Raw genomic sequence first — 26698 nt, forward strand, 5'->3', positions numbered from 1 at the left:
GGAACACCTGATTGCATACAATATGTAAAAGTGCCAAACAAAAATGATAGCTATTAACCTGTAACGGATAACGATTAACGGATAACGGACCCAAAGAGATTCAATGCAGCTCCACTCATCGCCGCTATACCGGTTTTGATCGTGGGCTCGGGCAGTGGCGCAAAGGTAGAAGAGTGTAAAGATGGCAAAGCGGTTCCCTGCTCTTTCGATTTTTTTACCAGCGCAGGATCAACAGCGCCCAGCCAGAACATACATATCGGTACTTTCTTATCCTGTAAAGCAAAACGACTGAAGTCTTCGCCCACCATCGCCGGAGGAATCTCTACTACATTTTCTTTTCCAAATTGTTGCGTGAACACGTGTACAAGTCGGTTGGTGAGATCGGTGTCGTTGATGGTGGCAGGGGTTTGAGGTTCGTTGATGGTGATCTCCGGTAATTTATCTGGTGACAAACCTGCCTGCAACGCGAGGTGTTCACTCTTTTTGTGAATAGCAGCAATAATTTGTTGTCGCACTTCGGGAGAATAGGAGCGAAGCGTGAGTTGTAGTTTTACTTCATCGGGAATGATGTTGTGTACAGCACCACCGTGAATCGAACCCACCGTTATTACCGCCGGCTCCAGCGGATTGATCTCGCGACTTACTATTGTCTGAAAAGCCATAATCATCTCGGCACTCAACACAACCGGGTCGATCGTAGTATGCGGTGCTGCACCATGGCCGCCTTTGCCATGCACGGTAATGTTCATCATATCCACACTGGCCATAAAGGCTCCGGCACGATAGCCGATCTTGCCAGCTTCGAGTGTAGCGTTATCGTGAAGTGCAATGGCGTAGTCAGGTGTAGGTATACTGTCATATAGCCCGGCCTTGAACATGAGGTCAGCGCCAAATCCATTTTCTTCGGATGATTGTGCCACCATTACCAGCGTTCCTTTCCATTGCTTGCGAATAGCAGTCAGTGCGCGTGCTGTGCCAACGAACACAGTCATGTGTATATCATGACCGCAGGCGTGCATCACAGGTACATTGGCTCCGGCTGCATTAACGCCGCGTGCTGTGCTGGCATAGGGAAGGCCTGTCTTTTCTTCCAGCGGCAGTGCATCCATATCGGTACGGATTAATACAGTAGGGCCTTTGCCGTTCCTGAATATACCAACCAAACCATGACCTCCCAACTTTTCGATTACATCAAAGTTAAGTGTGCGCAGCTCTCTTGCCATTATGCCGGAAGTCTTCTCTTCGTGCAAGGAGAGCTCCGGGTTCTCATGTAGCTGCCTGTATAATTTTTCGAGCGATGTATACTGTTTGGTAGTATAGTCTTCAACCTGTTTTACAGCGGCAGACCTGGGCTGGGCATTCAGAAATGTTACTACAGGCAACAGGGAAATGATAATGTATAATACTTTCATAAGAAAAGATAGAGCTGGAAAAAATGAGATTAAGTAAAACACCTGTTAGCTTTGGTGGTGTAAGCTCTAGAAGGATGCCGGCAATATACACGATTAAACTTTTTTTCGGTTCGCATTTTGAAAAAGAAATTTACAGTCGTTATTTAGCCCCTCTATACTTACCCTGTCGCGATGCAGATGTTTTTCTGCGTCCATGGTGGCATTGCCAAACCATTGTCATATTTTTCTGATGCTTTGGAAAGAGTATCCTGTATTAATTACAAGCTCTTTCGGAAGTTAAATTCACAATATGTTGTTTTTGAAAATTAGGTTAACATCCGCGGTAAAATCTGTGCCTGTACATCGATCGCTGAATACAAACAGCAGGCTTGCTCTACATGTATGCATGCTTCTTTGTTTGTCGGGCTTGCCGGGAGTAAGTATAGATGTATCGGCGCAGTCTTCGAAAGCAGACAGCCTGAAGGCGGTTCTTCAAACACTTCCTGAAGACACTACACGTCTCAACACTTTGTTTGCGTTAATAAGTGAACAATCTAAAACCAACACCGATGAAGCCATGCAAACAGCACAGGCTTCTGTTGAGCTTGCACGCAAACTTCACCGAAAGGTCAGCGAAGCGAAAGCCTATAGCCGCATTGCTGCTTTGTATAACCGCATTGGGGATGCTGTAAAAGCGACCGACTATTTACTCCAGGGGCTTAATATATATGAGGAGCTTCATGATTCCACAGCTATTGCGGCCATGAACAACAACATGGGGCTGGTGTATAGTGATCGTGGCGAAAACGAAGAAGCACTCGCACATCTCAACAAGGCGCTGGCCATCTGGACACGAAGAAACTATACAGGAGGTATAGCGCGTGCGCTTACAAATATAGGAGAGATATACCAACGGCAAGGGAAGCGTAAGCTCGCGTTGGAAAATTACCAGCGTGCTCTTGCCATCTGCCGGGAGATTGACGATAAACGTTTTAGTGGTACCGTGCTCAATCTTACCGGTGAATTTTACTTTAGCGAGAAGGAGTACGACAAGGCTTTGCAGTATCATGATCAGGCGCTCAAAATAGCATCGGAGCTGGATGATAAAGCTACCCAGGCCGAAACGTATGTAAACATCAGCCATGTATATATAGGGAGGCAACAGCCTGATAAAGCCCTGGAGGCTGCATTAAAAGGAATTGCAATTGCGCGCAGCATCGATTACAAAGTGGCATTGGCTGACAATTATGAGAAGGCGATGAAGGCGAGCGATATGAAGAAGGATTATCAGCAAGCCTACACCTACCAGACACTGTATCACGCGTTGAAAGACAGCCTTGAAAATTCCGAGAACATAAGCGAGATGCAGCGGCTGAATCATTTGCACGTGCTTGACCGGAAGCAGGCCGAGATCACATTATTGCAGCAGCAGCACCAGGCTGATCTGTTCAGAAGAAATACCTTTCTGGTTGCCGGTATATTATTGCTGATCATCGGTTTGCTGGTGTACAACCGCCAGAAGCTGAAAAGCAAAAGGCAGCTTGAGCGAAATGAGTACCAGCTGCAGAAAAAAGAACAACAACTCGATTTTCTGAAACAAAGTCTGATTGAAAAATCCGAGCTTCTGGAAAAGATGACGAAGGAGATGGAGGCTGCCAATGTGCAGCCCGATGAGCAGGTTCAGATCGAGAAGTTCAATCGTATACTCGAATCCAACATCCTTACGCAGGAAGACTGGGAGAACTTCAAACACGCGTTCGAAGAAGTATATCCAAATTTCTTTGCCATGCTGCGATATAAATATCAGGACATTACAGCTGCCGAGCTGCGACTTGCGGCATTGTTACGTATGAATTTATCATTAAAAGAATCCGCCAAGATGCTTGGAGTTTCTCCCGATAGTGTGAAGCAATCGCGCTACAGGCTCAAGAAGCGATTAAACCTTTCGGAAAATGAATCGCTGGACGAGTTCATTAACCGACTCGATACACGTGGCGCAATGCGCAAAACACCTGCAAGCGCCTAGAAGAATCGCCTGCAGACAATAGCTTTCTGATGATGGCTGTATATCTTTAGGGAAAACTAATTCGAGCGGATGACAGCCGATCCTATTGTACTTACCGACATTGCCCATAGCTTTTCCGCGAAGCCTGTTCTCGCCGGTATATCATGGTCGTTTTCCCGCAATAAAGTAACGGTAATTATGGGGCGAAGCGGCAGCGGTAAATCTACCTTGCTGCAAGTTATTAACGGTATGGTGCGACCGGATCGCGGAAGCATTGCACTTTTTGGTGAGCCGATCAGCTATAGCACCATCGAAGCATTGCGACTGAAGCTGGGATACGTTGTGCAGCATACGGGTTTATTTCCCCACCTCACGATCTACGAAAACATAGCGTTGCCCGGCAAGATCGCACACCGGCCAGGCGATAGTATTCGCAGGCGCGTGCTGCATCTGCTGGAAATGGTGCAGCTCTCTGCAGCACATCTGGATAAATATCCATATCAACTTTCGGGTGGAGAACAACAGCGTGCAGGTCTTTGTCGCGCGATGGTATTGGAGCCTCCGGTTTTGCTCATGGATGAACCGTTCGCTTCTCTCGATACGGAGACGAAGCATGGTATATACAGTCACCTGCTCGCCATACAACGCAGCGAACCGCGCACCCTTGTACTGGTATCGCACGATTGGGAGGAGGCACGTATACTCGCCGATTATTTTCTCTGGCTGGAAGAAGGCAGTATAAAAGTGTCCGGTGACAAACAGGCATTGAACAAAGTATTAACGGCTACTTTCAATCCCGCATGATGTGCCGGTATATATTCCCGTTGTGGCTCGTTTGCAATTCAATTGCTATACCTGCTTATGCACAAGACAAGCCGATACGGGTAGGAGCGAAGCATTTCAACGAAGGGTATATCTTGAGTGAGATGATTGCCCTGATACTGGAAGACGGAGGCTATACCGTAGAACGCAAATTCAATCTTGGCGGAACGGCCGTGAGTTTTGAAGCCCTTCGCACAGAGGCTATTGATGTGTACCCGGAATATACCGGAACACTTGCCATGGAGATACTGAAGCAAGACCGCTCACTCACGATGGGCCAGATACAGGAAATGCTGCAGGAGAAGTTTAAGCTCGCCATCTCGGAGCCGTATGGTTTTAACAATACATACGCTTTGGTTATGACAAAAGCCATGGCGAACAAGTTGCAGATGAATGCTATATCTGACCTTGTAAATTATCCACAGCTGAAAGCCGGCATCAGTTACGAATTTTTGGAGCGGAACGATGGCTGGAAGCATTTGGCAGCGCATTATCATCTTCACCAGGAGCCGGTGGGTCTTGAACACGGTCTGGCATACCAGGCTCTTCGCGAGCAGACCATACACATTACCGATGCTTACTCCACCGATGGTGAGATAGCGCGGTATGATTTAAAAGTGCTGGATGACGATGAGCATTTCTTTCCGGAGTATAAAGCAGTCTCTTTTTACCGGGCATCTTTACCGGCAAAGGCAAAATCACTTTTGGCAAAACTTACCGGTACTATAACCGATACTGCGATGCAACGGATGAATGCGCAGGCGCTGTTCAATCATAAAAGTCATCGCGAAATCGCGCAGCAGTTTTTGATTGCAGCGAAACTGATCAATAATTCTCCCATTGACGCTCGAAATGATTGGCAGGTGTTGCAAAAAGCGGGCGTGCACATTAAGCTTACGTTGCTGGCGCTGATCGCTGCCATTGTGGTGGCGTTGCCATTGGGTATATATCTGTACCGATACGCGTGGCTGGCGAAAGCAGTGCTATACATCACCGGTATATTGCAGACGATTCCCTCCATTGCCCTGTTGGCGTTGATGATTCCGCTGGCCGGTATTGGTATGATGCCGGCGGTGATTGCATTGTTTCTTTATGCACTGTTGCCAATCCTTCGCAATACAATGATTGGATTATTTACGGTAGACCCGATGTTAAAAAAAGTGGCGGTCGCTATGGGAATGAATACCCGGAACAGGTTGCGATATGTAGAGATACCGCTGGCCATGCCCATGATTCTGGCTGGTATACGAACGGCAGCCGTAATCAATATAGGCACGGCAACGCTGGCAGCTTTCATTGGTGCCGGCGGTCTTGGCGAATATATAGTTACCGGCCTTGCCCTGAACAACACATCCATGATCCTGACCGGTGCTATGCCCGCAGCATTGCTTGCTATTGTATTTGAACTTGTATTTGAAGCTATAGAACTAATCGTAATACCGAAGCATCTTCGGCAGAAGATCGGGTGAAGAAAAAATAGCTGCCAGCTTCGAGCTTCCAGCCACTGGAAGAGGTGAGCACGAGTAAGTACAGGTTGCTCTTGCATTCGTTGATCGATATTCCTTGTTCAATGTTAAAAGGCTGCAGGCTTCTGGCTACTGGACTTGCATGAGGGTGGTGTACGCTACTTCATCATTCGTTAATCTGGAACTCGTGGAAACCAAATTATTTCCGACAGATTGTTTACAGGTTAACTGTTAATGGACTCTCCTGAAAGCTTCCCTGATAACAATTACGTGTAACGAATGACGAAGTCAAACACTGCAGCCGCCAGCAGCTATTTCAAGAATATTGAACAAGGAACACCGATTAATGAATGGCGAAGTAAAACACTCTCAACCTTTACACTTCTGGCAGCTCATAACTAACAGCTCGCAGCTATTTCAATAAAATGCCATCTGCTCATCCACATAGCAGTATGCCCATTGTTCTCCCGGCTCGGCAGAGATCGCTACCGGGTGGCCCGCAGTGTGAGCGTGGCGGGAGGCGTGCTGGTTGGGAGAGGCATCGCAGCACAGCGTTACACCACAAGTCTGGCAGGTGCGGAGGTGCACCCACGCATCACCGGTCTTGATACACTCTTCGCATACATGTTCTTTTTCTCTCTTCAGGCTGTGAAGATTTTCAAGGTGCGGACATAATTCTTCTTTCAGCATATACAGGAGGTTAATTTTCGGCCAGGTATTGATGTACAAACTTGATTGCCATGGCGCCTTCACCTACTGCCGATGCTACACGGTTCATGGCACCGGCACGAACATCGCCAGCTACAAATATACCGGGGCTGCACGTCTCCAGTAAGTAGGGTTCGCGGTTAAGCTTCCAGGCTTTTTTGAACGACTCATATTTCAGGAGATCGCGACCGGTTTCAATAAATCCTTTTTCATCCTTAATGATATCGAGCGTGATCCAGTCGGTAACCGGACGTGCACCAATAAAGATGAACAACGCTGCAGCATTTACTTTTTCTTTTTTACCAGTCGCTATATTTTCAATGTCGATGGCAGAAAGACGATCGTCTCCATATACCTGTCGTACTTCTGTTTCAGGCAGTATATGTATATTTTTTGTTGCTGCGATCTGGTCGATCAGGTATTTGGACATTGTTGCCGTGAGATCTTTCTTGCGGATTACGATGAACACGCGATTCGCAAAATTGGCGAGATACATGGCAGCCTGGCCTGCAGAGTTACCACCTCCCACAACGTATACATCATTATGGCGACAGGCATGTGCTTCTGTAGTAGCTGCGCCGTAATATACTCCAGCACCGGTAAAGCGTTCTATATCGACTGCTTCAAGCGTGCGGTAATCAACACCGGTGGTAATGATCACGCTTTTTGTGTTCAGCGTGCTGCCATCGGCAAGTTGAACAATTTTATAGTGATCCTGAATGGATATACTCACCACTTCCTGTGGTGACAGAAATTCGACACCGAATCGGGTAGCCTGAGAAAAAGCACGTCTTGAAAGATCGGAACCGCTGAGCCCGTTGGGGAAGCCCAGGTAATTTTCAATGCGTGAGCTTGTGCCTGCTTGTCCACCCGGAGCACGTTTCTCGATTACAGCCGTTGTCAATCCTTCGGAGCCGCCATATACCGCAGCAGCAAGTCCCGAAGGACCGGCACCGATAATGGTAACATCGTACATGGTCTTCGATGCTTTCGAGCGCATACCGGTTTTTTCTCCGACCTGTTGTATCTCAGGGTTGAGTAAAAACGATCCGTCTTCAAAAAAGACAGCCGGTAAATCTTTTGCTTCAATGTTGTTCAGAGCAACGAGATCCTGCCCTGCTGTATTCGATTCGTAATCGAACCATTGGTAAGGTATAAGATTTCCCGAGAGAAAATCTTTAATCTGGTGTGAACGAGGCGAGAACTGGTATCCTACAATGCGTATACCATTAAAATCCGGAACATGACTGCTTTGCCATTCATCCAGTTGATCCGAGAGTGCAGGGAATAATCTTTCTTCCGGCGGGTCCCACGGTTTCATCAGGTAATAATCCAGCTGCACTTCGTTGATTGCCTTGATGGCAGCTTCTGTATCAGAATAGGCGGTGAGTAGTATGCGTTTTGCTTCCGGAAAAATTTCTTTAGCCTGCTGCAGAAAATCAACGCCCAGCATTTCGGGCATACGCTGGTCGGAGAGGAACAGCGCGATAGACTCATTTTTATTCTTCAACTCCGTTAGCGAAGACAGTGCTTCTTTTGCTGACGTAGTGCTCATGATTCTGAAATCTTTTCCAAACGCATTGCGCAGGTCGCGAACTACAGCCCGCAACACTTGGGGGTCGTCATCTAATGTAAAAAGTATCGGTTTCTTCATCTTTACTTACTTCACTTCTTTTCTATTACGTTCTTCAATGGGTATACATACAGAGAAATCGGTACGCCCGGGTTTTGATTTTACGGTTACCCGGCCGGCATGTTGCAGCACAATCTGGCGTACTACTTCCAGGCCGAGGCCTGTACCTTTGCCTACGGGTTTAGTCGTAAAGAACGAATCGAATATTTTGTCTTGTATCTCTTCCGGTATACCCGGGCCATTATCGATAATGTGTACGAGTAAGAACTCGCGATCTTTCTCGGCCGTGATCTCCAATACGGGATCAGGTCTTCCTTCCAAAGCATCGAGTGCGTTGTCGATCAGGTTCGTCCATACCTGGTTCATCGAGCTGATATAGAGGCAGGCGCGCGGCAGATCGGCCGGTATATTTTCAATCACCTTTACCTGGTTCTTCCTGATCTTGTGATTGAGCATGGTGAGTGTGTTGCGTATACCCGTGCTGATGTCGGCACGTTCTTTCTCCGGGGCGCGATCCATGTGCGTGTAGCTTTTTACCGATGTTACCAGCACATTGATGCGCTTGGAGGCTTCTTCAATTTCGTTCACCAGCCTTTCCGTTGTAAAAGTCTGCACAATCCAGTTGAAGACTGCCGCACGATCCTGCGGGCGCAGAATGGTATTGAGCGAATCGAGATCCTGTAGGGTGATGCCGAACTCCACAAAGATCTCGGCCATCTCGTATACATCGTCAAGGTTATTGCTTTCAAGCCATTCGATCAGTTCTTCTTCCTTTTCATTCTTCTCCATCAACGACAACGTGGAGTGCCCGTTGTTGGAAGCTATGCGCGAGAATACAAAATGATTTACCTGATCCACCATTTCTTCGGTGGCTTGTATCTTGATAACGCGTTTGAATTTTTCAGGAAGATTGCCAAGGTGTCGCTTCAGCTCATGTGCACTCCGCACAATGGCAGCCGAAGGATTGTTCAACTCATGCGCGAGTCCGGCTGAAAGTTTACCCAACGCCATCATTTTGTCGTCTTGCTGTTGCTGTTGAGTAAAGTCGCGTACACGGTCCATCATGGCATGTACCAGTATCTCGGCAAGGGCACCGTGGTCGCGCAGCAACTCTGGAAAACACTCGCGATGCAAACTATAAACCACAGCATCGCCCGAAACAATGCCATCGGCCATTGCCGATTTCATACGCGAGTAGGGCAGAAGGCCCGTGATCTCGCCTTTCTCTACCGTGCCGAGGTAGCGTACATTGCCGGCCTGCTCGCGGTAAATATCCACTTCGCCCGCGAAGAGAATGCGCATGGCATCGATCGTATCGCCTTTGCGGAAAAGATAATCACCATCTTTCCACGTTGTTACTGAGCCTTTCTCGGCCAGCCATTGCAAGTGGCTTTCATCCAGGTCTTTAAATTCGGGAACGCTTTTGAGCGCGGCGACAATATCCATAAGAAAATATACTACATTATAAGAAGAAGCCTGTGCGATGTTCAGTTTTTCTTTTTGAACAACACATCACAAAAGTAATGCTTGCAATCATACAGAAAATCTACAATCTCCAGTTCCGAGGCGGCCGCTATCGTTTCAATCATCGGTATATCGTATTTCTGTGATACTTCGGTGTGAATCACTTCCCAGCGATCGAAGTGTACAGAAGTTTGCAGCGCAGCAATGTATACATCCTGTGCGCGGAGGCTCACCAGGTAACTCTTGGTCATGCCCGTTTCCGGATCGTAACAGGGATAATGCCGGAACTGATCGGGTATAAATGTGGCACCCAGTTCGCGATTAAGGCGTATCAACAAATTCATATTGAACTGCCGTGTAATGCCGTGCGGATCATCGTAAGCCGCCTGTATGAGTCGAGGATCTTTCTTCAGGTCGAAGCCGATCAGCAGTTGATCACCCTGGCGCATGCGCGATGCAATCATGGAAACAAAATTCTCAGCTTCGTGCGGATCAAAGTTACCGATGTTTGCCCCGAGAAATAAAAATACCTTCCGGTTAACATCGTCATTGTATAACGTGCGGAGTGCTGCGTCATAGCGATTGTTTACCGGGTGCACGACAAGCTTGGGTAATATATCTGCGAGCCGATGTGTGAGCGAACTCAACACGGTAGCAGAAACATCAATTGGCATATAGCGAAAGGCTGCTTTGCGATCTTGAAAGTGGCGGAGTATAATTTCCGTTTTTAATCCATCGCCGGCACCCAGTTCAATGAGATCAAAGGCATCATCATGCTTCGAAAAATACTGGTATAGCTTGTCTTTGTTCGATTGCAGTATTTCGTATTCGCACGATGTGAGGTAGTATTCAGGCATGTGCATAATAGCCTGAAAAATTTTATCACCGGCTTCATCATAAAAAAGCCAGCTTGGCAGCCTTTTGGGATGTTTGGCAAACCCCGCTTCCACGGCGTGCATAACCTCTGTATATTTTGAATCAGTTATAGTCATGTATTATTTTTTACACAGCCTGATGCCGTTGAACTGCCAGCGCTGCTGCGGATAAAAGAAATTACGATACGTTACACGCGCATGGCCGGGAGGTGTTGCCACCGAAGCGCCACGCAATACCATTTGGTTGATCATAAACTTGCCGTTGTATTCACCCACAGCACCAGCAGGCCTTTTATACCCCGGGTATGGCAAGTAGGCGCTGTTTACATGCTCCCATCGCTGGCCCCAGGTAAATGTACCGGCTGCTGCTTCCCATTCAAACTCTGTGGGTAAACGCATGCCCTTCCATTCGGCAAAAGCAGCGGCTTCGTAAAAGCTGATGTGTGTAACCGGTTCATCCGGGTTTACAGGCTCAAGTCCGGAGAGTGCGTAGCGTTGCCACCGATCGCCGGACGGATGCCAATACAACGGACTGTCTATTGCTTTTTCCTTCAGCCAGCTCCAGCCATCACTATACCAGAGCAATGGATTGTTGTAGCCGCCATCACGCATAAACTCCATGTACTCGCCATTGGTTACAAGGCTCTTACGGATGCTGAAGGATGAAAGATGAACGGTATGATATGCATGTTCATTATCAAAAGAGAAATCGCTTCCGTTGTAGCCAATCGCATACTGCCCATCCGGGAGCGTAGTAAAACGGTGATCGTTTTCCATAGAAGCCGTCTCATGAAAATCATCGCGGTAGGAGGGAAACAGCGGATTGTGGCCCAGTATATATTTGATATCGGTGTAGAGTAATTCCTGGTGCTGTTGCTCGTGGTGAAGTCCCAGTTCCACGAGGCTTGCCGCTTCTGTTGGCATAGCGTCTAAAAACAGGAGCATGTGTTTGTCAACGTAAGCTCTATAGGCCAGTATTTCCTCAACGGTAGGCCGCGACATATTTCCACGATGAAGCCGCAGCACGCGTTCGCCTACACTCTCGTAATAACTGTTGAACAAAAAGGCATAACGCGGATGAAAGCGCTGATAGGAAGGTATATACTTTGATAGTATAAATTCTTCCCAGAACCAGGTTGTATGGGCCAGGTGCCATTTCGGAGGGCTGGCATCGGGCATGGGCTGCACAACATAATCTTCCGTCTGAAGCGGGGCACAGATTTTTTCAGTAAGCGTCCGTACGGTGGTATAGCGGTCTTTCATGCAATAACAGTATAATTAAGCCACGGTATTGTAACAGGTAGAATACCGGTTCGGGGTGTATAAAATTATTCCAGCTCAACAAGTCTGCAAGTAAACACTAATCCAACACGGCAAGCGCGTTGTTTTATAGTTTCTCCTTACTGTATGCATGCTTCAACACGATTTTCAAAAGCATTTTTCCCCAAGTGATTGATCAACTGGTGTTTTAGAATCCTGTAATAAGAGCATACAGAGGCTATGTGTTTACTAAGCGGCAATTTAGTTTACAAATAGTAAATATTAAGTTTTTGTTAACTCATTTAACATTCAAATAACATAGAGTACTTTTGAGGCCGAAAAACGAAACCCATACCTGCATCATGGAAAAAGTATTGAAGAAAGAGATTTTATTGACGGTTGAAGAAGCAATGAACCAGGCGCTGAGTAAATATGCTATTGCATCGCCTTCTAAAAAAACGAAAAAGTTGCTCGATAAAGTAGCACGTAAATTTTCAAGTCGCATTCGCAGTGAAGTGAAGAAGCAGGCAAAGAAAGTTGCTACGCCAGGCGCAGCAACTGCTAAAGCGAGAAAGAAAGATAAAGTTGTACTGGATTAATAACCGTTCCGTGTCACCGGCTGCATGCACCTTGTAATGCACGGCTGACATCTCTGGTCTTACAACCAAATGCTCACGCTGATCATACGATAACAGGTACGGTTGGCGTGAGTTTTTTTATATTCTTAATGTGGCCGTAATCACGGTTTCACAAATGTATCAGACCTTCGTAAGGTATACCGGAACATGGCTGATCAGGCTGTACGGCATCATCAAAACGTGTGCGACTTTGACTGATACTAAAAACCTTCCCCGTGAACGAAACATATTATTTAATTCTTTGCCGGAAGTATGCACGGCACATGGCATCCGAAACTGAAACGGATGAATTGTTTGCCTGGCTGTATGAAGACATGAAAAACTGGGAACACCTGTTCCAGGCGTGTGTTGTCGATCGCCCGGCATATAAACTGAAAATTACCGAAGCGCTTCCGGTCAGCACGCAGGATGTGATTGTTTCGCGCTAAGCGAATAAACACTCAGGGATTGATAGGCGTTTCGATAATTAATACACGGCTTTCGCTCTGAAAGCTGAGTTCTGCTGTGTCTGTATTCCAAAGACCAATAGCATCGCGTGTGCCGATATTCTCTCCATTTACCACGATATCCCCATTGATGCTGAACACAAATATACCTTTGTTCACCGGGTTTAGCGTATAGCGATGTTTTTTGCCTTTTTCAAAATGTCCCAGCGATAATTTTGCATTCTGATTGATCCAGCAATGGTGCTGGCCTTCTTCGTTGCTTACTATAGTGGTAAGTATATTAAGACGTTTTTCTTCCGGAAAATATCTGCGCTGATAGCGTGGTGATATATTCTGTACTTTCGGCTCTATCCATATCTGCAGGAAGTTCACGTCATCATTGCCTACGTTGTGTTCTTCGTGGCGAAGGCCACTTCCTGCGCTCATGATCTGCACCCAGTCTTTCGTTACTACTTCTTTATAGCCCAGCGTATCGATGTGATTCATAGAACCGGCCAGCATGATAGAGATAATTTCCATATTCATGTGCGGATGTATACCGAAACCATTTCCGGGCTTTACATAATCATCATTCAATACACGTAGCAATCCGAAACCGCTGCGCACGGGATTCGCATAACTGGAGAAACTGAAAGTAAAATTACTGAGCAGCCAGCCCTGATCTTTCACACCGCGTTCATTGGCTTTATATACCTGGAACATCATCATTCGTGGGGTTAAATTTTAGTACAACATATGCTGATACCGTAACAAAAATAGATTATACCATAGCAGAAGTACTTGAACTAGGTTAAGAAATAATATACTACATCAGGAAGATTTTTTATAGTTTAACACCGCCCAGCTATTCAGCACCACGGCAAAGATGGCTACGATGCCCAGGTGAGGAGCTATATCACGAAAGGCGCTTCCCTTCAGTATCACCATACGCATAACGGTAATGAGGTAGCTCACCGGGTTAAATCGTGTTACTGTCTGTGCCCACTCCGGCATACTGTCAATGGAAGTAAAGAGACCGCCCATGAGCACGAAGATCATCATGAAAAAGAACATGATAAACATGGCTTGCTGTTGTGTTTCGCAGAAAGTAGACACGAGCAGTCCAAGGCCCAGCACCGCCAGCAGGTATACCGATATAAATCCGTACAACAATGCCAGGCTGCCAACGGGTACAATACCATAGACCAGCCACGATACCAGCAGCCCGAGCGAGAATACAACATTGCCGAGCAACCAGAACGGAATGAGCTTGCCCAGTATAAAATGATGTTTCCGTATAGGTGTTACGTTGACTTGCTCGATTGTGCCAACTTCTTTTTCCTTCACAATGTTCAATGCGCTGAGAAAACCGCCGATCATGGTAACGAGTATTGCCAGTATACCCGGCACCATAAACACACGGTAGTTTAAATAGGAATTGAACCAATTGGAAGAAGTAATCTCAATAACAGGCTCTGCTGCAAATTTTGCTGCAGGGAAAAATTGAAAGCGAACGTCTGCATTGAAATTGCGGATAATGTTACCCAGATAGGCGCCTCCCAAATTTGCTTTTACACCGTTGATGGCGTTGACCGCTACCAGTAATTTTTCCTGGTCTTCGCGGATCAGGTTGCGTTCAAAATTAGCAGGTATCTCCAGTATAAGATCGGCATCATCTGATTCGATCTGATGCATGCTCTCATTATAGGAAGGATGATAACCGGTTAACCGGAAGTAACCGGAGGAAGTAATTTTTGAAACAAGCTTTTGCGAATAGGAGGAGTGATCATGATCAACCACAGCGAGATTTATATTCTTTACTTCATAGTTGGCAGCCAGCGGTAATATAATCAGTTGCATCACCGGCATTACCATGATCATGGTCAGGATAGACCGGTTACGGAATATCTGGCGAAATTCTTTCTGCAATAAAAATCGTATCGTTCTCATGTCAGTCGGATTTTAAAACTTTTAAGGCTGATGATCAGCAGGATTATCGTGATACCGGTTAAGATCAATGTTTCTTTCCAGATGGCGCTGATGCCCAGGCCTTTGATCATAATGGATTTGACAATGATATAGTACCACTTGGCCGGAACTGCGTTGGAGATAATCTGCAGCGGCAACGGCATGTTCTCAATAGGAAACATGAAGCCGCTGAAAAGTATGGTGGGCAATAACATACCCATGAGTGAAATAAGCATGGCCGTTTGTTGCGAACTCGTCTTCACTGAAATAAATATACCGAGTGTAAGGCAGGTAATGATGAACAGCGTACTCTCCGCAAACAACAGTGGTATACTTCCGGCAATGGGCAGATCGAGCAGGAATATACTGAGCAGCAGTATGGATATTACGTTGATGAGTGAGAGCAGGAGGTAGGGTATAGCTTTGGAAAGTATAACCAATATAGGTTTGAAGGGTGATACCAATAATATCTCCATGGTGCCGGTTTCTTTTTCGCGTACAATCGATACTGCGGTCATCATCACGCACACCAGCATGAGCACAAGTGCCATCACACCCGGAACAAAATTGTGTACGCCTTTTAACTGTGGATTATAAAGCATGCGCGTTTCTGGTATAATTCTATACGGTATAGCTGCCGGCGGTGTTATATGTGATTGGTAATCCTGTATAATGGATGATACGTAGTTTATAAGCGTGGTGGCGTTATTGGGATCAGAGGCATCGGCGATGACTTGTAACTGCGCCCGGTGCTGGTGCAGCAGGTCTGATTGAAAATTGGCAGGAAATATAACCGCCATTTTTATTTTACCTTCTTTGAATCCGCTTTCGATCTGGCGGTAATTCAATGGCGCATTCTCAATCTCGAAGTAGCGGCTGGCATCGATCTGACTGATGAGTTGTTGTGAAGCCTCATCGCGCGCGTGATCCACAATTAATATCTTAGAATTCTTTACTTCGTTGGTCAGGGCAAAACCGAAGATCAGAATTTGTACTACCGGCATGCCAAAGAGGATCAGCAACGTTTTGCGGTCGCGCAGTACGTGGGCAAATTCTTTTCGTATAAAAACAAGAAGTTGTTTCATAGCTATAGCAATTAATCACTGCGTTTGGCGCCTCGCGCCAGTTGATAAAATACTTCGTCCATCGAAGCTGCATGAAAGCGTTGTTTCAGGTTACGCGGTGTATCCAGTGCTTCAATTTTTCCATCCACCATAATAGAAATGCGGTTGCAATATTCAGCTTCGTCCATATAGTGCGTAGTAACAAAGATGGTAACACCCTTGCTGGCGGCATCGTAAATCAGTTCCCAGAATTGCCTGCGTGTTACCGGGTCAACACCGCCCGTGGGCTCATCGAGAAATACAATTTTAGGTTGATGAATTACCGCGACCGAGAACGATAACTTTTGTTTCCATCCCAGTGGTAAACCGGCTACCAGTTTCTTCGCTTCGCTTTGCAAACCGAGTTGTGTAATAAGCTCATCGCTTTTTTGTTTCAGTGTGGTATCACTCAATCCATATATACCTCCGAAAAAACGGATGTTCTCCAACACAGTGAGATCTTCGTACAGCGAAAAGCGCTGACTCATATAGCCGATGTGTTTTTTAATCTGCTCCGTTTGCCGGTATACATCAAACCCTGCAATAGTAGCACGGCCAGACGATGGTCTTGACAATCCGCACAGCATGCGCATGGCCGTTGTTTTACCGGCACCATTGGCTCCTAGAAAACCAAATATTTCACCGGGATATACTTCCAGCGTAATCTCGTTGGTAGCAATAAAGTCGCCAAAGCGTTTGGTGAGCTTATCAGTTTTAATCACAGGCTCGTTCATTTTCGGAGTAATTTGATGAAGCAATCTTCGATCGCAGGTGTTACGGGTTTGATCTCAGTATCTTCCAGACCTTTCGACCACAAATAATTTTCAAGCAAACGCATATCGGGTGCGTTGTGAAACGATGCGTGTGCATATTCGCCAAATGCGTAGCTGTTCAATATACCCGGAGCATCTTTCAAAACTTTCAGCAGGGTTGCCATATTGCCGGCACGTATCGCATAGAGCCGATTGGGATAAGCCGACACTATATTTCCCGGTGTATCGATGGAGAGTATCCGGCCTTCCTGGATCAGCGCGATGCGATCGCAAAGTGTGGCTTCATCCATATAGGGTGTTGATACCAGGATGGTAATATTTTGCGCTTGTAACCGCTTTAGCATCTCCCAAAATTCTTTTCGCGATACCGGGTCTACACCCGTAGTAGGTTCATCGAGAAACAACACGGTTGGTTTGTGAATCAGCGCGCAACACAGCGCCAGCTTTTGTTTCATACCTCCGGAAAGCTTACCGGCCCTGCGGTCGCGGAAGCGTTCCAGTTGTATATATATATCTTTAATCAGTGCGTAGTTCTCGTCTACGGTTGTGTTGAATACCGTAGCAAAGAAGTTCAGGTTCTCGGCAATCGTCAGGTCCTGGTATAGCGAGAACTTGCCTGGCATATAGCCAACCGTATGGCGTATCTGCTGGTATTCCTTTACAATGTCGTAGCCATCTACAGAAGCGTTTCCTCCATCCGGGAGCAGGAGTGTGGTGAGCATGCGAAATATACTCGTCTTGCCTGCGCCATCAGGACCGATCAATCCGAAGAGTTCGCCTTTGTTTACCGTAAAGGAAACCTGATCAACCGCTACGGATTTTTCTTTACCATACGTTTTCGTAAGGTCTTTCGTAACGATCGCTGGTATTTGTGTTTGCATCATCTCACAGCTTTACTTCTCCATACATACCGATCTTCAGAAAGCCATCGTTCTTTACACGAATCTTGATGGCATATACAAGGTTAGCACGTTCATCTTTCGTCTGAATGGTTTTCGGTGTAAACTCAGCTTTGTCGCTGATCCATTCAATGGTTCCTTCGTAGGTTTTGTAATTTTCGTGATCAGTATCAACCAATACTTTTACAGGTTGATTAATCTTTGCCTGTGCGAACTGATCGCCGGTAATATAGGCCCGCAGGATTATTGTAGAAAGATCTGCAATTTTATAGAGTGGTTTTCCCGTGGTAGCCATCTCGTTCGCTTCTGCATACTTGGTGAGTACGGTGCCTTTTACCGGGTTGATAACTTTACATTTGCTTAGCTGATCGTTCAGTTGTTCGATCTGCACTTGCAACGGCAGTGTCTCCTCGTTCAAACTGGAAGATGTTATGCCGAGAGATGACTGCAAGGCCTCGATCTGTTTCTGCACAATGGCAATCTGTGCGTTGGCATCATCCAGTTGCTTTTGAGTGGCAGCATCAGCTTTTAACAAACGTGTTATACGCTGTTGTTCGCGTTCAGCCTGTTTCAACTGCTCGCGCAGCGATGATACCTGCGAAGCTATATTAGGTTTCTTGCTGAGCACAGCAAGAATCTGCGCCTGCAGTTGTTTCTTTCTGAGATATAGTTGCACACTGTCTATACTGCCGACCTGCTGCCCGGCCTGTAGAGTTAGGCCTTCTTCTATCGATAGCGTCTTAATGGTACCAGTCGCCTCGGCTGCAATAATCGTTTCCACAGCTTCAAATGTGCCCGAGGCATCGTAAGGATTTTTGTTTCCGTTGCAGGCGGCCAGCAGCAGTGCCGTTGCAACCAGCGTTGATATTGTTTTCATAGTGTTATGGATGAGCAGATTCATGACCGGTTATAGTTTGTTGATTGTATTGTGCCAGGAGTAATTGTATCTCGTGCAGTATCTTGGTTTGACGCGATTGATCTTCGGCATTTACTTCACGCAGGTAATCGTTCGTGTCAATCACACCATTGTCGAGTTGTGCTGCGGCTGCAGTCTTCACGCTTTCGCGCAGCGCAATGATCGCGTCATCCGATTGAAGAAGCTGTTGCAGCTTTACGATCTCCGCATGCTGTTGCCGGCTTGATGCATTGGTGTTGAACAGAAATGTTTCGCGTTGTGCCTGTATCGAACGGCTCGAATTATTCAGAATTGCTTTTTCTTTTTTAATGGTATACCATCCCGACAATGTCCAGCTTAGCCGCGCACCTCCTATATAATAAGCTTCAAAACTATTACTCAGCATATTCAATGCGGGTCGGCCGTAGCCGCCTTGCAGAAATAAACTGAGACGCGGTCGGTTCTTCGCACTGAGTAATTCACGCTGCACATCGAGTGTTGTATTCTGAAAATCGTATAGCTTCAACTCCGGCCGGTGTATTTCTTCGGAGGGTATAAGTATAGCTGGCCGGGCTAACGTAGTCTGCGCCGGTAAAGGTTCATTCAGAAACATACCCAGCACATCGAGGTAGGCTGTGCGCATGGCCTGAAGCTCTGTGGTGCGTTGACTGGCTTTGAGCAGTTCTGCTTTCAGCGCATCGGCTTTGCTTTTAAAGGCTGTTCCGTTGTCAATAGCAGCCTGGGTTTTGGTAATACCAATCTGTATATCTTTCTTCAGCAGTTCGTTTTGCAGCAACTGTTCATCGGTAAGTAATATACCAAAGTATAACTGGTTGATGCGTTCCCTGAGTTTATACAATTCCACTTCAAGCTTCTGTTCCTCTACTTGTGCGTTTACCTCCTGGGCATGTTGCTGCTGGCGGATCACACCACCATCATATACCACCTGGCTCACCTCGGCATATAATTTATACTGATCTTTACTCAGTACGTGAACATCAGTGCCGGGTACTTTAATGGGGAGCTGTGTAACATCCGATTGATAGGAGGCTTGTCCGTTGATGGTGAACTGCGGCAGATAGCCTTTTAAAACATTGTCCACAGAGTACTCACGACTTTGCCGGATAAGCTCGCGCTGCTTGGTGAGCGGATAGTTTTGCTCTGCCAGGGTATAGCATGTCTCCAGCGTAAGCGAACCTTCTGTCTGCGCCCGTACAGGTTGTATCAAAACCAGGTACCAGCAACAGGTAAGAATGACGGGAATAGTACGCATAATCATTTTTTAATTATTTGTTTTAATCATTTGATTAACTTGTGGTCAAAAAAAAATTACCGGGCTTTGAGGATTGCTTTTACCCACCGGGGTATATATGCTTTTCGCTCTTCCATCATAGCCTGAAATCCCTTCGAACTAATATTCGCGGCTGCCTGCAGCACCGGGCGGGCAATGAATGGAAAGAGGATCATACCCAACAAACTTACAATGAAGTGCAAAGGATTTACATCCGGCCTTTTCTCTTTCAATTGCTTTACCAGGTATGATTCCTGGATGAGCTTACCAGCCTGTATCTTGCTCACAAACCGATCGGGGTTGTTCCGGATTTCGCTCATCACGAAGAGGGGCAGATCGGGATTTACGGAAAGCATATCCATATAGTTTATCGCCACTTGTTCTATTTTTTGTTCCAGCGTTGTGCTCGCATCGTTAATGACAGGAGCAATAATGCCAAAGAGTTTTTCTACTTTTTCCATCATTACGATCTCAAAGAGTTTTTCTTTGCTGCGGAAATAATAATTGAGCAGGGCAAGATTCAATCCGGCTTCTTCTGCTATATCACGTGTTCGCGTAGCAGCATATCCCTTCATCATAAATACTTTACGTGCTGCCTCCTTGATCTTCTCTTCTGCAGAAGCATCGGTTTCCGCGGCTTTCTTTTTAACCATAGGTTTCTGGTGTGAGTATAACGATACAAAGATAGCCGGGTTTTGTTTTTAATCAAATATTTTAATCATTTGATTAAAATATAATTCCAAAACCTTCACCATTCGCTCCTGAAACGGAAAATAGTATGCCCGAAACCGCCGGTGCCGGTTTGGTTTCATCTCAAAATGCTGCGATCTTTAAAAATAAGAACATCATGTGATGATGGGCAAGTAAGAGGGAATGATGGTAAAATGTCCTGATGATAATTGTATACTTTAACACTATATTTACCCTTATGTTCTTTTTGTACAAACTTATTCCACCTCGCCCCACCTTTGCCCAGGATATGACAGATCAGGAGCGGACCATTATGCAGGAACACATTGTTTACTGGACGAATCTTATAAATGCGAGAACCGGAGTATTGTTCGGCCCTGTCTTTGACCCCGGGGGTGTATGGGGACTCGGTATTCTGGAGACGGATTCACTCGAGGCTGCCGAAAATATATGCCGGGAAGATCCTGCTGTAAAAACAGGTCTGAATACTTTCCAGGTAATGCAGATGCATATAGGGCAGATACGTGCGTAACGGTCTTGTTCTATCAGATCATGTTCTTGAAAATAGCCGTGAGCTTCTGGCTGCCAGAGGAGTGGGAGTGTAATCAGGGTGTGTCCGGTAATTTCAACATTCGTTGGTCGATTGAGCGGCAGCACTTTTTCGTGCGCATAAATTTCCTGTGGCTGACGTCTAACGTAAGCCCGTCTTTTGAATGATAGTTATCGCGATAGGTGTTGCTCTCTATTTCAGTTACTTTTCAATAGCGTTGTATGTGATCCGCCAGAATGCGTCCTGTCTTGGTGAACGCGATCAGACTTACCTTGCGTTCGAACAGACTGGCTTAGTTGCCGGACACCTTCCGGAAATACTTATTGTAAAGCTGGTGATATATGGGCGCACTGTTACAATTTCTAATTAACATATGCCAGCAAAGGATGCGGGGTTGGCAATGCGCATACTGTCACTTATTTATTCCCATAAGACATTTTGCATCAATGAAAGTGCAGCGCATTCATAAAATAGTAGATGGAACTTATTGCCGAATTTTGTTACTTGAAATGTTGAACAGATTGATACAATCCTATGATCCATTTCAGAAATGTACTGTTGCTGTTGTTACTAACAGCACCGTTGTTTGCCCAAACTTCTCTTCCCAGAAGTATGCCGGAAGCAGAAGGCTTTTCATCACAGGCTGTCCTTAATTTCCTGGATGCGGCCGCCAAGACTGATCATGAGTTTCACAGCATTATGATTGTGCGCCACGGCAAAGTGATTGCCGAAGGCTGGTGGAATCCTTACCGCGCAGACCTCAAGCATACCCTTTATTCGGTTAGTAAAAGTTTTACCGCCACTGCCGTTGGCTTTGCTGTAGCAGAGAAAAAGTTGAGTGTGGAAGACAAAGTTATTTCCTTCTTTCCGGAAGATGTGCCGGCAGAGATCAGTCCTAATCTTGCAGCGCTTCGCGTAAAGCATCTGCTCTCCATGAGTGTTGGGCAGGCTACTGATCCAACGGGTGATGTTAACCGGAAAGATAATTGGGCGAAAGCATTTTTTAGTGTACCGATCACGTACGAGCCCGGCACAAAGTTTCTCTATAATACTGTAGCCACCTATATGTTGTCGGCTATTGTGCAGAAAGTTACCGGACAGAAGGTAATAGATTATTTAAAGCCACGATTGTTTGATCCGCTGGGTATAACCGGTATGGATTGGGAAACCGATGGCCAGGGTATAAATACCGGTGGCTGGGGTCTGCGTTTGAAGACTGAAGACATGGCAAAATTTGGTCAACTGTTCTTGCAGAAAGGGCAGTGGCAAGGCAAGCAGATACTGCCGGCATCGTGGGTAGAAGAAGCATCTACCAAGAAGATCGATCAGGACCCTGCAGCACCACAAGCCACGCGAGACTCCAGCGATTGGCTGCAGGGATATTGCTACCAGATGTGGCGAAGCCGTAACAACTCCTATCGCGCTGACGGTGCGTTTGGCCAGTATATACTGGTGTTGCCGGAGCACGATGCCGTAATCGCCATTACCTCTGAAACATCGAATATGCAGGGAGAACTGAACCTGGTATGGAAATATATACTGCCGGGCTTCAGCAAGGAAAAATTACCAGCCAATACCAAAGTAGCCAGGCAGCTGAAAGCGCGCCTGGCGGTATTAGCCCTGCCGTTGCAGACTAGTAAAAGTAATGCAGCACGGGAAGCCGCCATCAATGGCAAGACGTATGGTGTTATTACCAGCGACAGACGATTGGAAAGCTTTCGTCTTGACTTCATCAATGGAAATTGCAAGCTCACATTGAATACGGACTCTGCATCGTATCCTTTTTTATTTGCCGCGAATACCTGGAATAAAGAGGAGACTTCGAAGTATGGTATATACCTGGGAGCACGGGCAAAAAACAATCGAGTAGGTTTATCACCGTTTAAAGTGGCTGAACATTATCACTGGGTAGATGATAAAACGCTCGAACTTGAGCTTCGCTATATTGAGAGCCCGCACACCGAAACAATCCGATGTATATTTGACGGAGAATATGCCTCCATTGATTTTGAGAACCGGCTTAACAAGAATGGAACGATCCACTTTAAAGGTATAGAGAAGAAAGTAGTGCCGAATGCACCGCGATTGATCGTGCGGGGCGATGATATGGGCTTTTCGCACTCCGCGGATGAAGCGTTGCTGAAATCCTATAGGCAGGGTATTGAAACTTCGATAGAGGTGATCGTGCCGTCCCCGTGGTTTCCGGAGACAGCCAGGATGCTTCGTCAGAATCCACGCGTAGATGTAGGGTTACATTTTGCCATTACGAGTGAGTGGGATAACATCAAGTGGCGTCCGCTTACGGATTGTCCAAGCCTGCGCAATGAAGACGGTTATTTTTATCCCATGATCTTCAAGAATAAAAATTATCCGGGACAGGCTATCGTTGAGAATCCCTGGAAGATTGAAGACATCGAGAAAGAGCTGCGGGCGCAGATTGTGATGGCCAGAAAATATATACCACGCCTTAGCCACATATCGGGTCACATGATGAGCACTGCGTTTATCCCGGAGGTAAAAGCAATGGTGATGCGCGTTGCCAAAGAATATAACCTGACAACGGTAGATGTAGATCCAGAGAAAAATATAGCGGTATCGTATACCGGTTTTGATAGTCAGAATAAAACTACGGAACAGCGGATACAGGCTTTCATTGATATGCTCAATACACTGGAAGCCGGCAAGACGTATGTATATGTAGAACATCCGGGTATCGATAACGATGAGCTGCGGGCCATTCATCATATCGGGTATGAAGATGTGGCGCAGCAAAGGCAAGACGTCACTACCCTGTTTACCAGCGAAAAGGTAAAAGAAGCCATTCTCCGGAAGGGAATTGTATTGGTAAGCTACAAGGATGTTTTAAGTCCTGCGAAATAGGTATTGCCACAATCATTGACGAATAAAGGTGTGTTGCGATCAGCACACCTTTTATTTTATGCTGAAAGTAGTTTGATACCGGTATATATATTTAAAGCCTCACGGTGTTCAGAAAAGTATCAATCCTTTTCTTTTGTCGCAAGTGATGCCGCCAGTGCATGTCGGCAAACTGGAGCCATTCTTCGGCGGTGAGATAATTGAATCCGGGATGTTGTGATTTACCTTGTACAGGTGTTGTTGTTATCCATGCTGCCGTGCGATTCATTTCTGCCTTTAATGCAAGCAAGTCAGTCATTACCTGCTCGATGCTGGCCGGTTGAGGAACATGGATGTTATCTGGTGATCCTTCAATCAATATATCCGGGAACTCATTGTTGCGTAACATAACCTTGGCATGTGGCGTTGAATCTCCATCTATGTTGTTGCCGGATGCAAGACAGGCATGTATTTGCTCCAGGTAATACTGTGTGTCGGCCAGCAGGTGCATATAGAGTTGCCCGAGTGACCAACTGCCTGGGGCAGGCTTTGCATGAAGTTGAGACAGGGTATATTTTTTCAACTCGTCAATCCAAAAGTCGATGGTATGATTAAATTCCTGTATGCGCATTCTGTACGAGAGAAAATGAAAATTACCGCCTTTTGGGAATTGTAGCAAGTATGGGCATGTAAAGAAAGTCGTTGCTCCATCATGAAGTTGCTATCAAAAAAAGTATATTTAGCTAATATCCCTCTTATCCTTATGTGTATGCGACTATTAAACTGTATCCTTATCTTGGCGCTGGTAACCGGTATAAGTGCCTGTACAAATACGAAAATGGAAACTGTAGAACACAAAGAGACCAATGTATTGATAAGACCCTGGGAGGGAGCCTATGGTGGTGTTCCCCCGTTCGACAAAGTGACGCTGGAGCAATTCAGCCCGGCCATTGAATGGTCGATCAACGAAAAACTCGAAGAGGTAAATCTGATAGCGACAAACGCGGAAGCTCCCGATTTTGAAAATACCCTGGCAGCATTTGAGCGGTGTGGAAGGAGTCTGGATCGTGTGCTCACTGTATTTTATATATGGTCAAACAACATGAGCGATACTGCTTTTCAAAAGATTGAAAGCGAAGTCAATCCTAAACTGGCAGCACTCAACGATAAAATTGTTCAGAACGAAAAGTTATTTGCACGTATAAAAGCAGTATATGAATCACCGGAGCTCCGGAAACTTACTCCAGAGCAGCAACGCCTGGCGTGGTTTCATTACACGCGGTTTGTTCATTCGGGTGCGCAACTCGATGCAACGGCCAAATCTCGGCTGACTGCAATCAACCAGGAGCTTGCTCAACTGTTTACCAAATTCAGTCAGCATGTGCTGGCGGATGAGAACACTATATATATTACAGTAACGAAGAAGGAAGAACTGCACGGGCTGCCGCAAAGTATGATTGATGCTGCCAAAGAGTATGCTGTTTCCAAAAACATAAAAGAGGGTTGGGCGATTGCCAACACGCGTTCTTCTATTGATCCGCTTCTGACATTTGCCAGCAACCGATCCCTTCGCGAGAAAGCGTGGAAGATGTTCAAGAACCGTGGTGACAATGGTAATGAAAATGATAACAATGCTGTTATAGCAGACATTCTTCGGTTGCGTGCCGAACGTGCCAGGTTGCTGGGATTCAAAACGCATGCAGATCTTATGCTCGATGATAAAATGGCCCGAACACCCGGGCGGGCTATGCAGCTGATGGAAGAAGTATGGAAGCCTGCCGTGCAACGGGTAAAGGAAGAAGTAGCCGACATGCAGGCCACTGCAAAGAAGGAGGATGCTGCCATTACAATCGAACCGTGGGACTATTTATACTATGCAGAGAAAGTCCGCAAGCAACGGTATAACCTGGATCAGAATGAACTGAAGCCCTATATGCAACTCGATAAACTTCGCGAAGGTATGTTTTGGGTAGCAGGCGAATTGTTTGGTTTCACTTTTGAACCCTCGCAGGATGTACCGGTATATCATCCGGATGTCAGGGTGTGGAAAGTGAAAACCAAAACGAGCGACCAGGTGATCGGGCTTTGGTACTTCGATCCGTATGCGCGCGCAGGGAAGCGTTCGGGTGCCTGGATGAATAATTACCGCGGGCAACAAAAAATGGATGGACCGGTTATTCCCATCGTTTCTAACAATAGTAATTTCATGAAAGGTAAACCGGGCGAACCGGTGCTGATCTCGTATGATGATGCCACTACATTATTCCACGAATTTGGGCATGCCTTGCACGGACTCTCTTCGAATGTCACGTATCCTTCGTTACAGTCGCCTAACGTAGCAAGCGATTTTGTCGAGTTTCCTTCACAGTTGATGGAACATTGGTTTACAACGCCCGAAGTATTAAACGTCTATGCACTGCACTATCAGACGGGCAAACCGATTCCCAATACACTGATCGATAAAATATACCAGGCAAAAACATTCAACTCAGGCTATGCCACGGTTGAATATCTTTCTGCGGCCATTGTAGATATGAAGCTGCACCTGGAAGGAGATAAGCCTATCGATGCTGATACTTATGAACGGGAAACGCTAAAAGCGCTCGGTATGCCTTCTGCTATTGCGATGCGCCACCGGCTGCCACAGTTCCTGCACATCTTTAGCGATGATGGTTACTCCGCAGGATACTATAGTTACTTATGGTCTGAGGTAATTTCTGCCGATGCTTACAAGGCATTTATAGAAGCAGGTGGTCCGTATGATCGCACCGTAAGCAAAAAATACTATACCGATATTCTTTCCGTAGGCAATACGATAGACCCTGCAGAAGCATATAGATTGTTCCGCGGTCGCGATCCGAAGATTGATGAACTGATGGAAGAGCGTGGCTTTACCCATAAAGTAACAGCCACGAAGTAATATAGTCTTTGTATAGGAGCAACTATCTTCTTTCAAGCCATTGCAGGAAGGTAGTTGTTTTTTCTT

The 26698-nt window shown here is 46.1% G+C and carries 24 protein-coding genes; 9 read left to right on the forward strand and 15 right to left on the reverse strand.

Features of this window, described 5'->3' with window-relative positions:
- Positions 1 to 74: 74 nt before the first annotated feature.
- On the reverse strand, positions 75 to 1412 hold the full coding sequence (locus V7Q33_RS17050; protein ID WP_331978248.1) for an amidohydrolase: 1338 nt from the start codon (positions 1410 to 1412) through the stop codon (positions 75 to 77).
- A gap of 385 nt (positions 1413 to 1797) precedes the next feature.
- Here V7Q33_RS17050 and V7Q33_RS17055 point away from each other — a divergent pair, with 385 nt between their 5' ends.
- The 4 genes from V7Q33_RS17055 (at position 1798) to V7Q33_RS17070 (ending at position 6086) form a co-directional block, all read left to right on the forward strand.
- Complete coding sequence (locus V7Q33_RS17055; protein ID WP_331978250.1) at positions 1798 to 3417, forward strand: tetratricopeptide repeat protein; 1620 nt, start codon at positions 1798 to 1800, stop codon at positions 3415 to 3417.
- Positions 3418 to 3486: 69 nt separating this feature from the next.
- Entirely contained in the window at positions 3487 to 4200 is a 714-nt protein-coding gene (locus tag V7Q33_RS17060; RefSeq protein WP_331978252.1) for an ABC transporter ATP-binding protein, read from the forward strand.
- Positions 4197 to 5687 (forward strand): glycine betaine ABC transporter substrate-binding protein, encoded by a 1491-nt coding sequence (locus V7Q33_RS17065; protein ID WP_333820588.1) that lies wholly within the window; start codon positions 4197 to 4199, stop codon positions 5685 to 5687. Before V7Q33_RS17060 ends, V7Q33_RS17065 begins: the two co-directional genes overlap by 4 nt.
- Before the next feature lie 276 nt (positions 5688 to 5963).
- Entirely contained in the window at positions 5964 to 6086 is a 123-nt protein-coding gene (locus V7Q33_RS17070; RefSeq protein ID WP_333820589.1) for a hypothetical protein, read from the forward strand.
- Positions 6087 to 6101: 15 nt separating this feature from the next.
- Here the strand turns inward: V7Q33_RS17070 and V7Q33_RS17075 are convergent, their stop codons facing one another.
- From V7Q33_RS17075 to egtB, 5 genes are read right to left on the reverse strand one after another with little or no spacing between them, the layout of a single operon-like run.
- Positions 6102 to 6374, reverse strand: a complete 273-nt coding sequence (locus tag V7Q33_RS17075) for a UBP-type zinc finger domain-containing protein (RefSeq protein ID WP_331981185.1) — start codon at positions 6372 to 6374, stop codon at positions 6102 to 6104.
- 10 nt (positions 6375 to 6384) lie between these two features.
- On the reverse strand, positions 6385 to 8046 hold the full coding sequence (locus tag V7Q33_RS17080) for an FAD-dependent oxidoreductase (RefSeq protein ID WP_331981182.1): 1662 nt from the start codon (positions 8044 to 8046) through the stop codon (positions 6385 to 6387).
- Between the two features lie 6 nt (positions 8047 to 8052).
- A complete protein-coding gene (locus V7Q33_RS17085) occupies positions 8053 to 9471 on the reverse strand; it encodes an ATP-binding protein (protein ID WP_333820590.1) in 1419 nt (472 codons plus the stop codon).
- Between the two features lie 41 nt (positions 9472 to 9512).
- Positions 9513 to 10481, reverse strand: coding sequence for an L-histidine N(alpha)-methyltransferase (locus V7Q33_RS17090; RefSeq protein WP_333820591.1), 969 nt, complete (start codon positions 10479 to 10481; stop codon positions 9513 to 9515).
- Positions 10482 to 10484: 3 nt separating this feature from the next.
- Positions 10485 to 11627 carry an ergothioneine biosynthesis protein EgtB gene (gene egtB / locus V7Q33_RS17095; protein ID WP_333820592.1) on the reverse strand — a complete coding sequence of 381 codons (1143 nt, stop codon included), beginning with the start codon at positions 11625 to 11627 and terminating at the stop codon, positions 10485 to 10487.
- Between the two features lie 359 nt (positions 11628 to 11986).
- On the opposite strand from egtB, the gene V7Q33_RS17100 reads away from it, so the two are divergent.
- Positions 11987 to 12223, forward strand: a complete 237-nt coding sequence (locus tag V7Q33_RS17100) for a hypothetical protein (RefSeq protein WP_333820593.1) — start codon at positions 11987 to 11989, stop codon at positions 12221 to 12223.
- Positions 12224 to 12525: 302 nt separating this feature from the next.
- Positions 12526 to 12690, forward strand: coding sequence for a hypothetical protein (locus V7Q33_RS17105; protein ID WP_333820594.1), 165 nt, complete (start codon positions 12526 to 12528; stop codon positions 12688 to 12690).
- A gap of 12 nt (positions 12691 to 12702) precedes the next feature.
- Here V7Q33_RS17105 and V7Q33_RS17110 read toward each other — a convergent pair whose 3' ends face one another.
- The 8 genes from V7Q33_RS17110 to V7Q33_RS17145 all read right to left on the reverse strand — a co-directional run bounded on the left by V7Q33_RS17110 (position 12703) and on the right by V7Q33_RS17145 (position 20269).
- Complete coding sequence (locus V7Q33_RS17110; RefSeq protein WP_331981165.1) at positions 12703 to 13416, reverse strand: pirin family protein; 714 nt, start codon at positions 13414 to 13416, stop codon at positions 12703 to 12705.
- A 102-nt stretch (positions 13417 to 13518) separates the two neighbouring features.
- Positions 13519 to 14637 (reverse strand): ABC transporter permease, encoded by a 1119-nt coding sequence (locus V7Q33_RS17115; RefSeq protein WP_333820595.1) that lies wholly within the window; start codon positions 14635 to 14637, stop codon positions 13519 to 13521.
- Entirely contained in the window at positions 14634 to 15740 is a 1107-nt protein-coding gene (locus tag V7Q33_RS17120; RefSeq protein WP_333820596.1) for an ABC transporter permease, read from the reverse strand. The genes V7Q33_RS17115 and V7Q33_RS17120 overlap by 4 nt, the downstream gene beginning before the upstream one ends.
- An 11-nt stretch (positions 15741 to 15751) precedes the next feature.
- A complete protein-coding gene (locus V7Q33_RS17125) occupies positions 15752 to 16492 on the reverse strand; it encodes an ABC transporter ATP-binding protein (RefSeq protein WP_331981157.1) in 741 nt (246 codons plus the stop codon).
- Entirely contained in the window at positions 16489 to 17415 is a 927-nt protein-coding gene (locus tag V7Q33_RS17130) for an ABC transporter ATP-binding protein (RefSeq protein ID WP_333820597.1), read from the reverse strand. Before V7Q33_RS17130 ends, V7Q33_RS17125 begins: the two co-directional genes overlap by 4 nt.
- 1 nt (position 17416) lies before the next feature.
- Positions 17417 to 18307, reverse strand: a complete 891-nt coding sequence (locus V7Q33_RS17135) for an HlyD family secretion protein (RefSeq protein ID WP_331981153.1) — start codon at positions 18305 to 18307, stop codon at positions 17417 to 17419.
- A 4-nt stretch (positions 18308 to 18311) separates the two neighbouring features.
- Entirely contained in the window at positions 18312 to 19598 is a 1287-nt protein-coding gene (locus tag V7Q33_RS17140; protein WP_333820598.1) for a TolC family protein, read from the reverse strand.
- Between the two features lie 56 nt (positions 19599 to 19654).
- Positions 19655 to 20269 carry a TetR/AcrR family transcriptional regulator gene (locus tag V7Q33_RS17145; protein WP_333820599.1) on the reverse strand — a complete coding sequence of 205 codons (615 nt, stop codon included), beginning with the start codon at positions 20267 to 20269 and terminating at the stop codon, positions 19655 to 19657.
- A 275-nt stretch (positions 20270 to 20544) separates the two neighbouring features.
- On the opposite strand from V7Q33_RS17145, the gene V7Q33_RS17150 reads away from it, so the two are divergent.
- Complete coding sequence (locus V7Q33_RS17150; protein WP_331981147.1) at positions 20545 to 20838, forward strand: YciI family protein; 294 nt, start codon at positions 20545 to 20547, stop codon at positions 20836 to 20838.
- A gap of 552 nt (positions 20839 to 21390) precedes the next feature.
- The gene (locus tag V7Q33_RS17155) at positions 21391 to 23736 is read left to right on the forward strand and encodes a ChbG/HpnK family deacetylase (protein ID WP_333820600.1); all 2346 of its coding nucleotides are present in this window, start codon (positions 21391 to 21393) and stop codon (positions 23734 to 23736) included.
- A 91-nt stretch (positions 23737 to 23827) separates the two neighbouring features.
- Here the strand turns inward: V7Q33_RS17155 and V7Q33_RS17160 are convergent, their stop codons facing one another.
- Positions 23828 to 24391, reverse strand: a complete 564-nt coding sequence (locus V7Q33_RS17160) for a DinB family protein (protein WP_331981141.1) — start codon at positions 24389 to 24391, stop codon at positions 23828 to 23830.
- Between the two features lie 159 nt (positions 24392 to 24550).
- Here V7Q33_RS17160 and V7Q33_RS17165 point away from each other — a divergent pair, with 159 nt between their 5' ends.
- A complete protein-coding gene (locus tag V7Q33_RS17165) occupies positions 24551 to 26632 on the forward strand; it encodes a M3 family metallopeptidase (RefSeq protein ID WP_333820601.1) in 2082 nt (693 codons plus the stop codon).
- Positions 26633 to 26698: the final 66 nt, after the last annotated feature.

Source organism: Ohtaekwangia sp., from assembly GCF_036786105.1.
Taxonomy (GTDB): domain Bacteria; phylum Bacteroidota; class Bacteroidia; order Cytophagales; family Cyclobacteriaceae; genus Ohtaekwangia.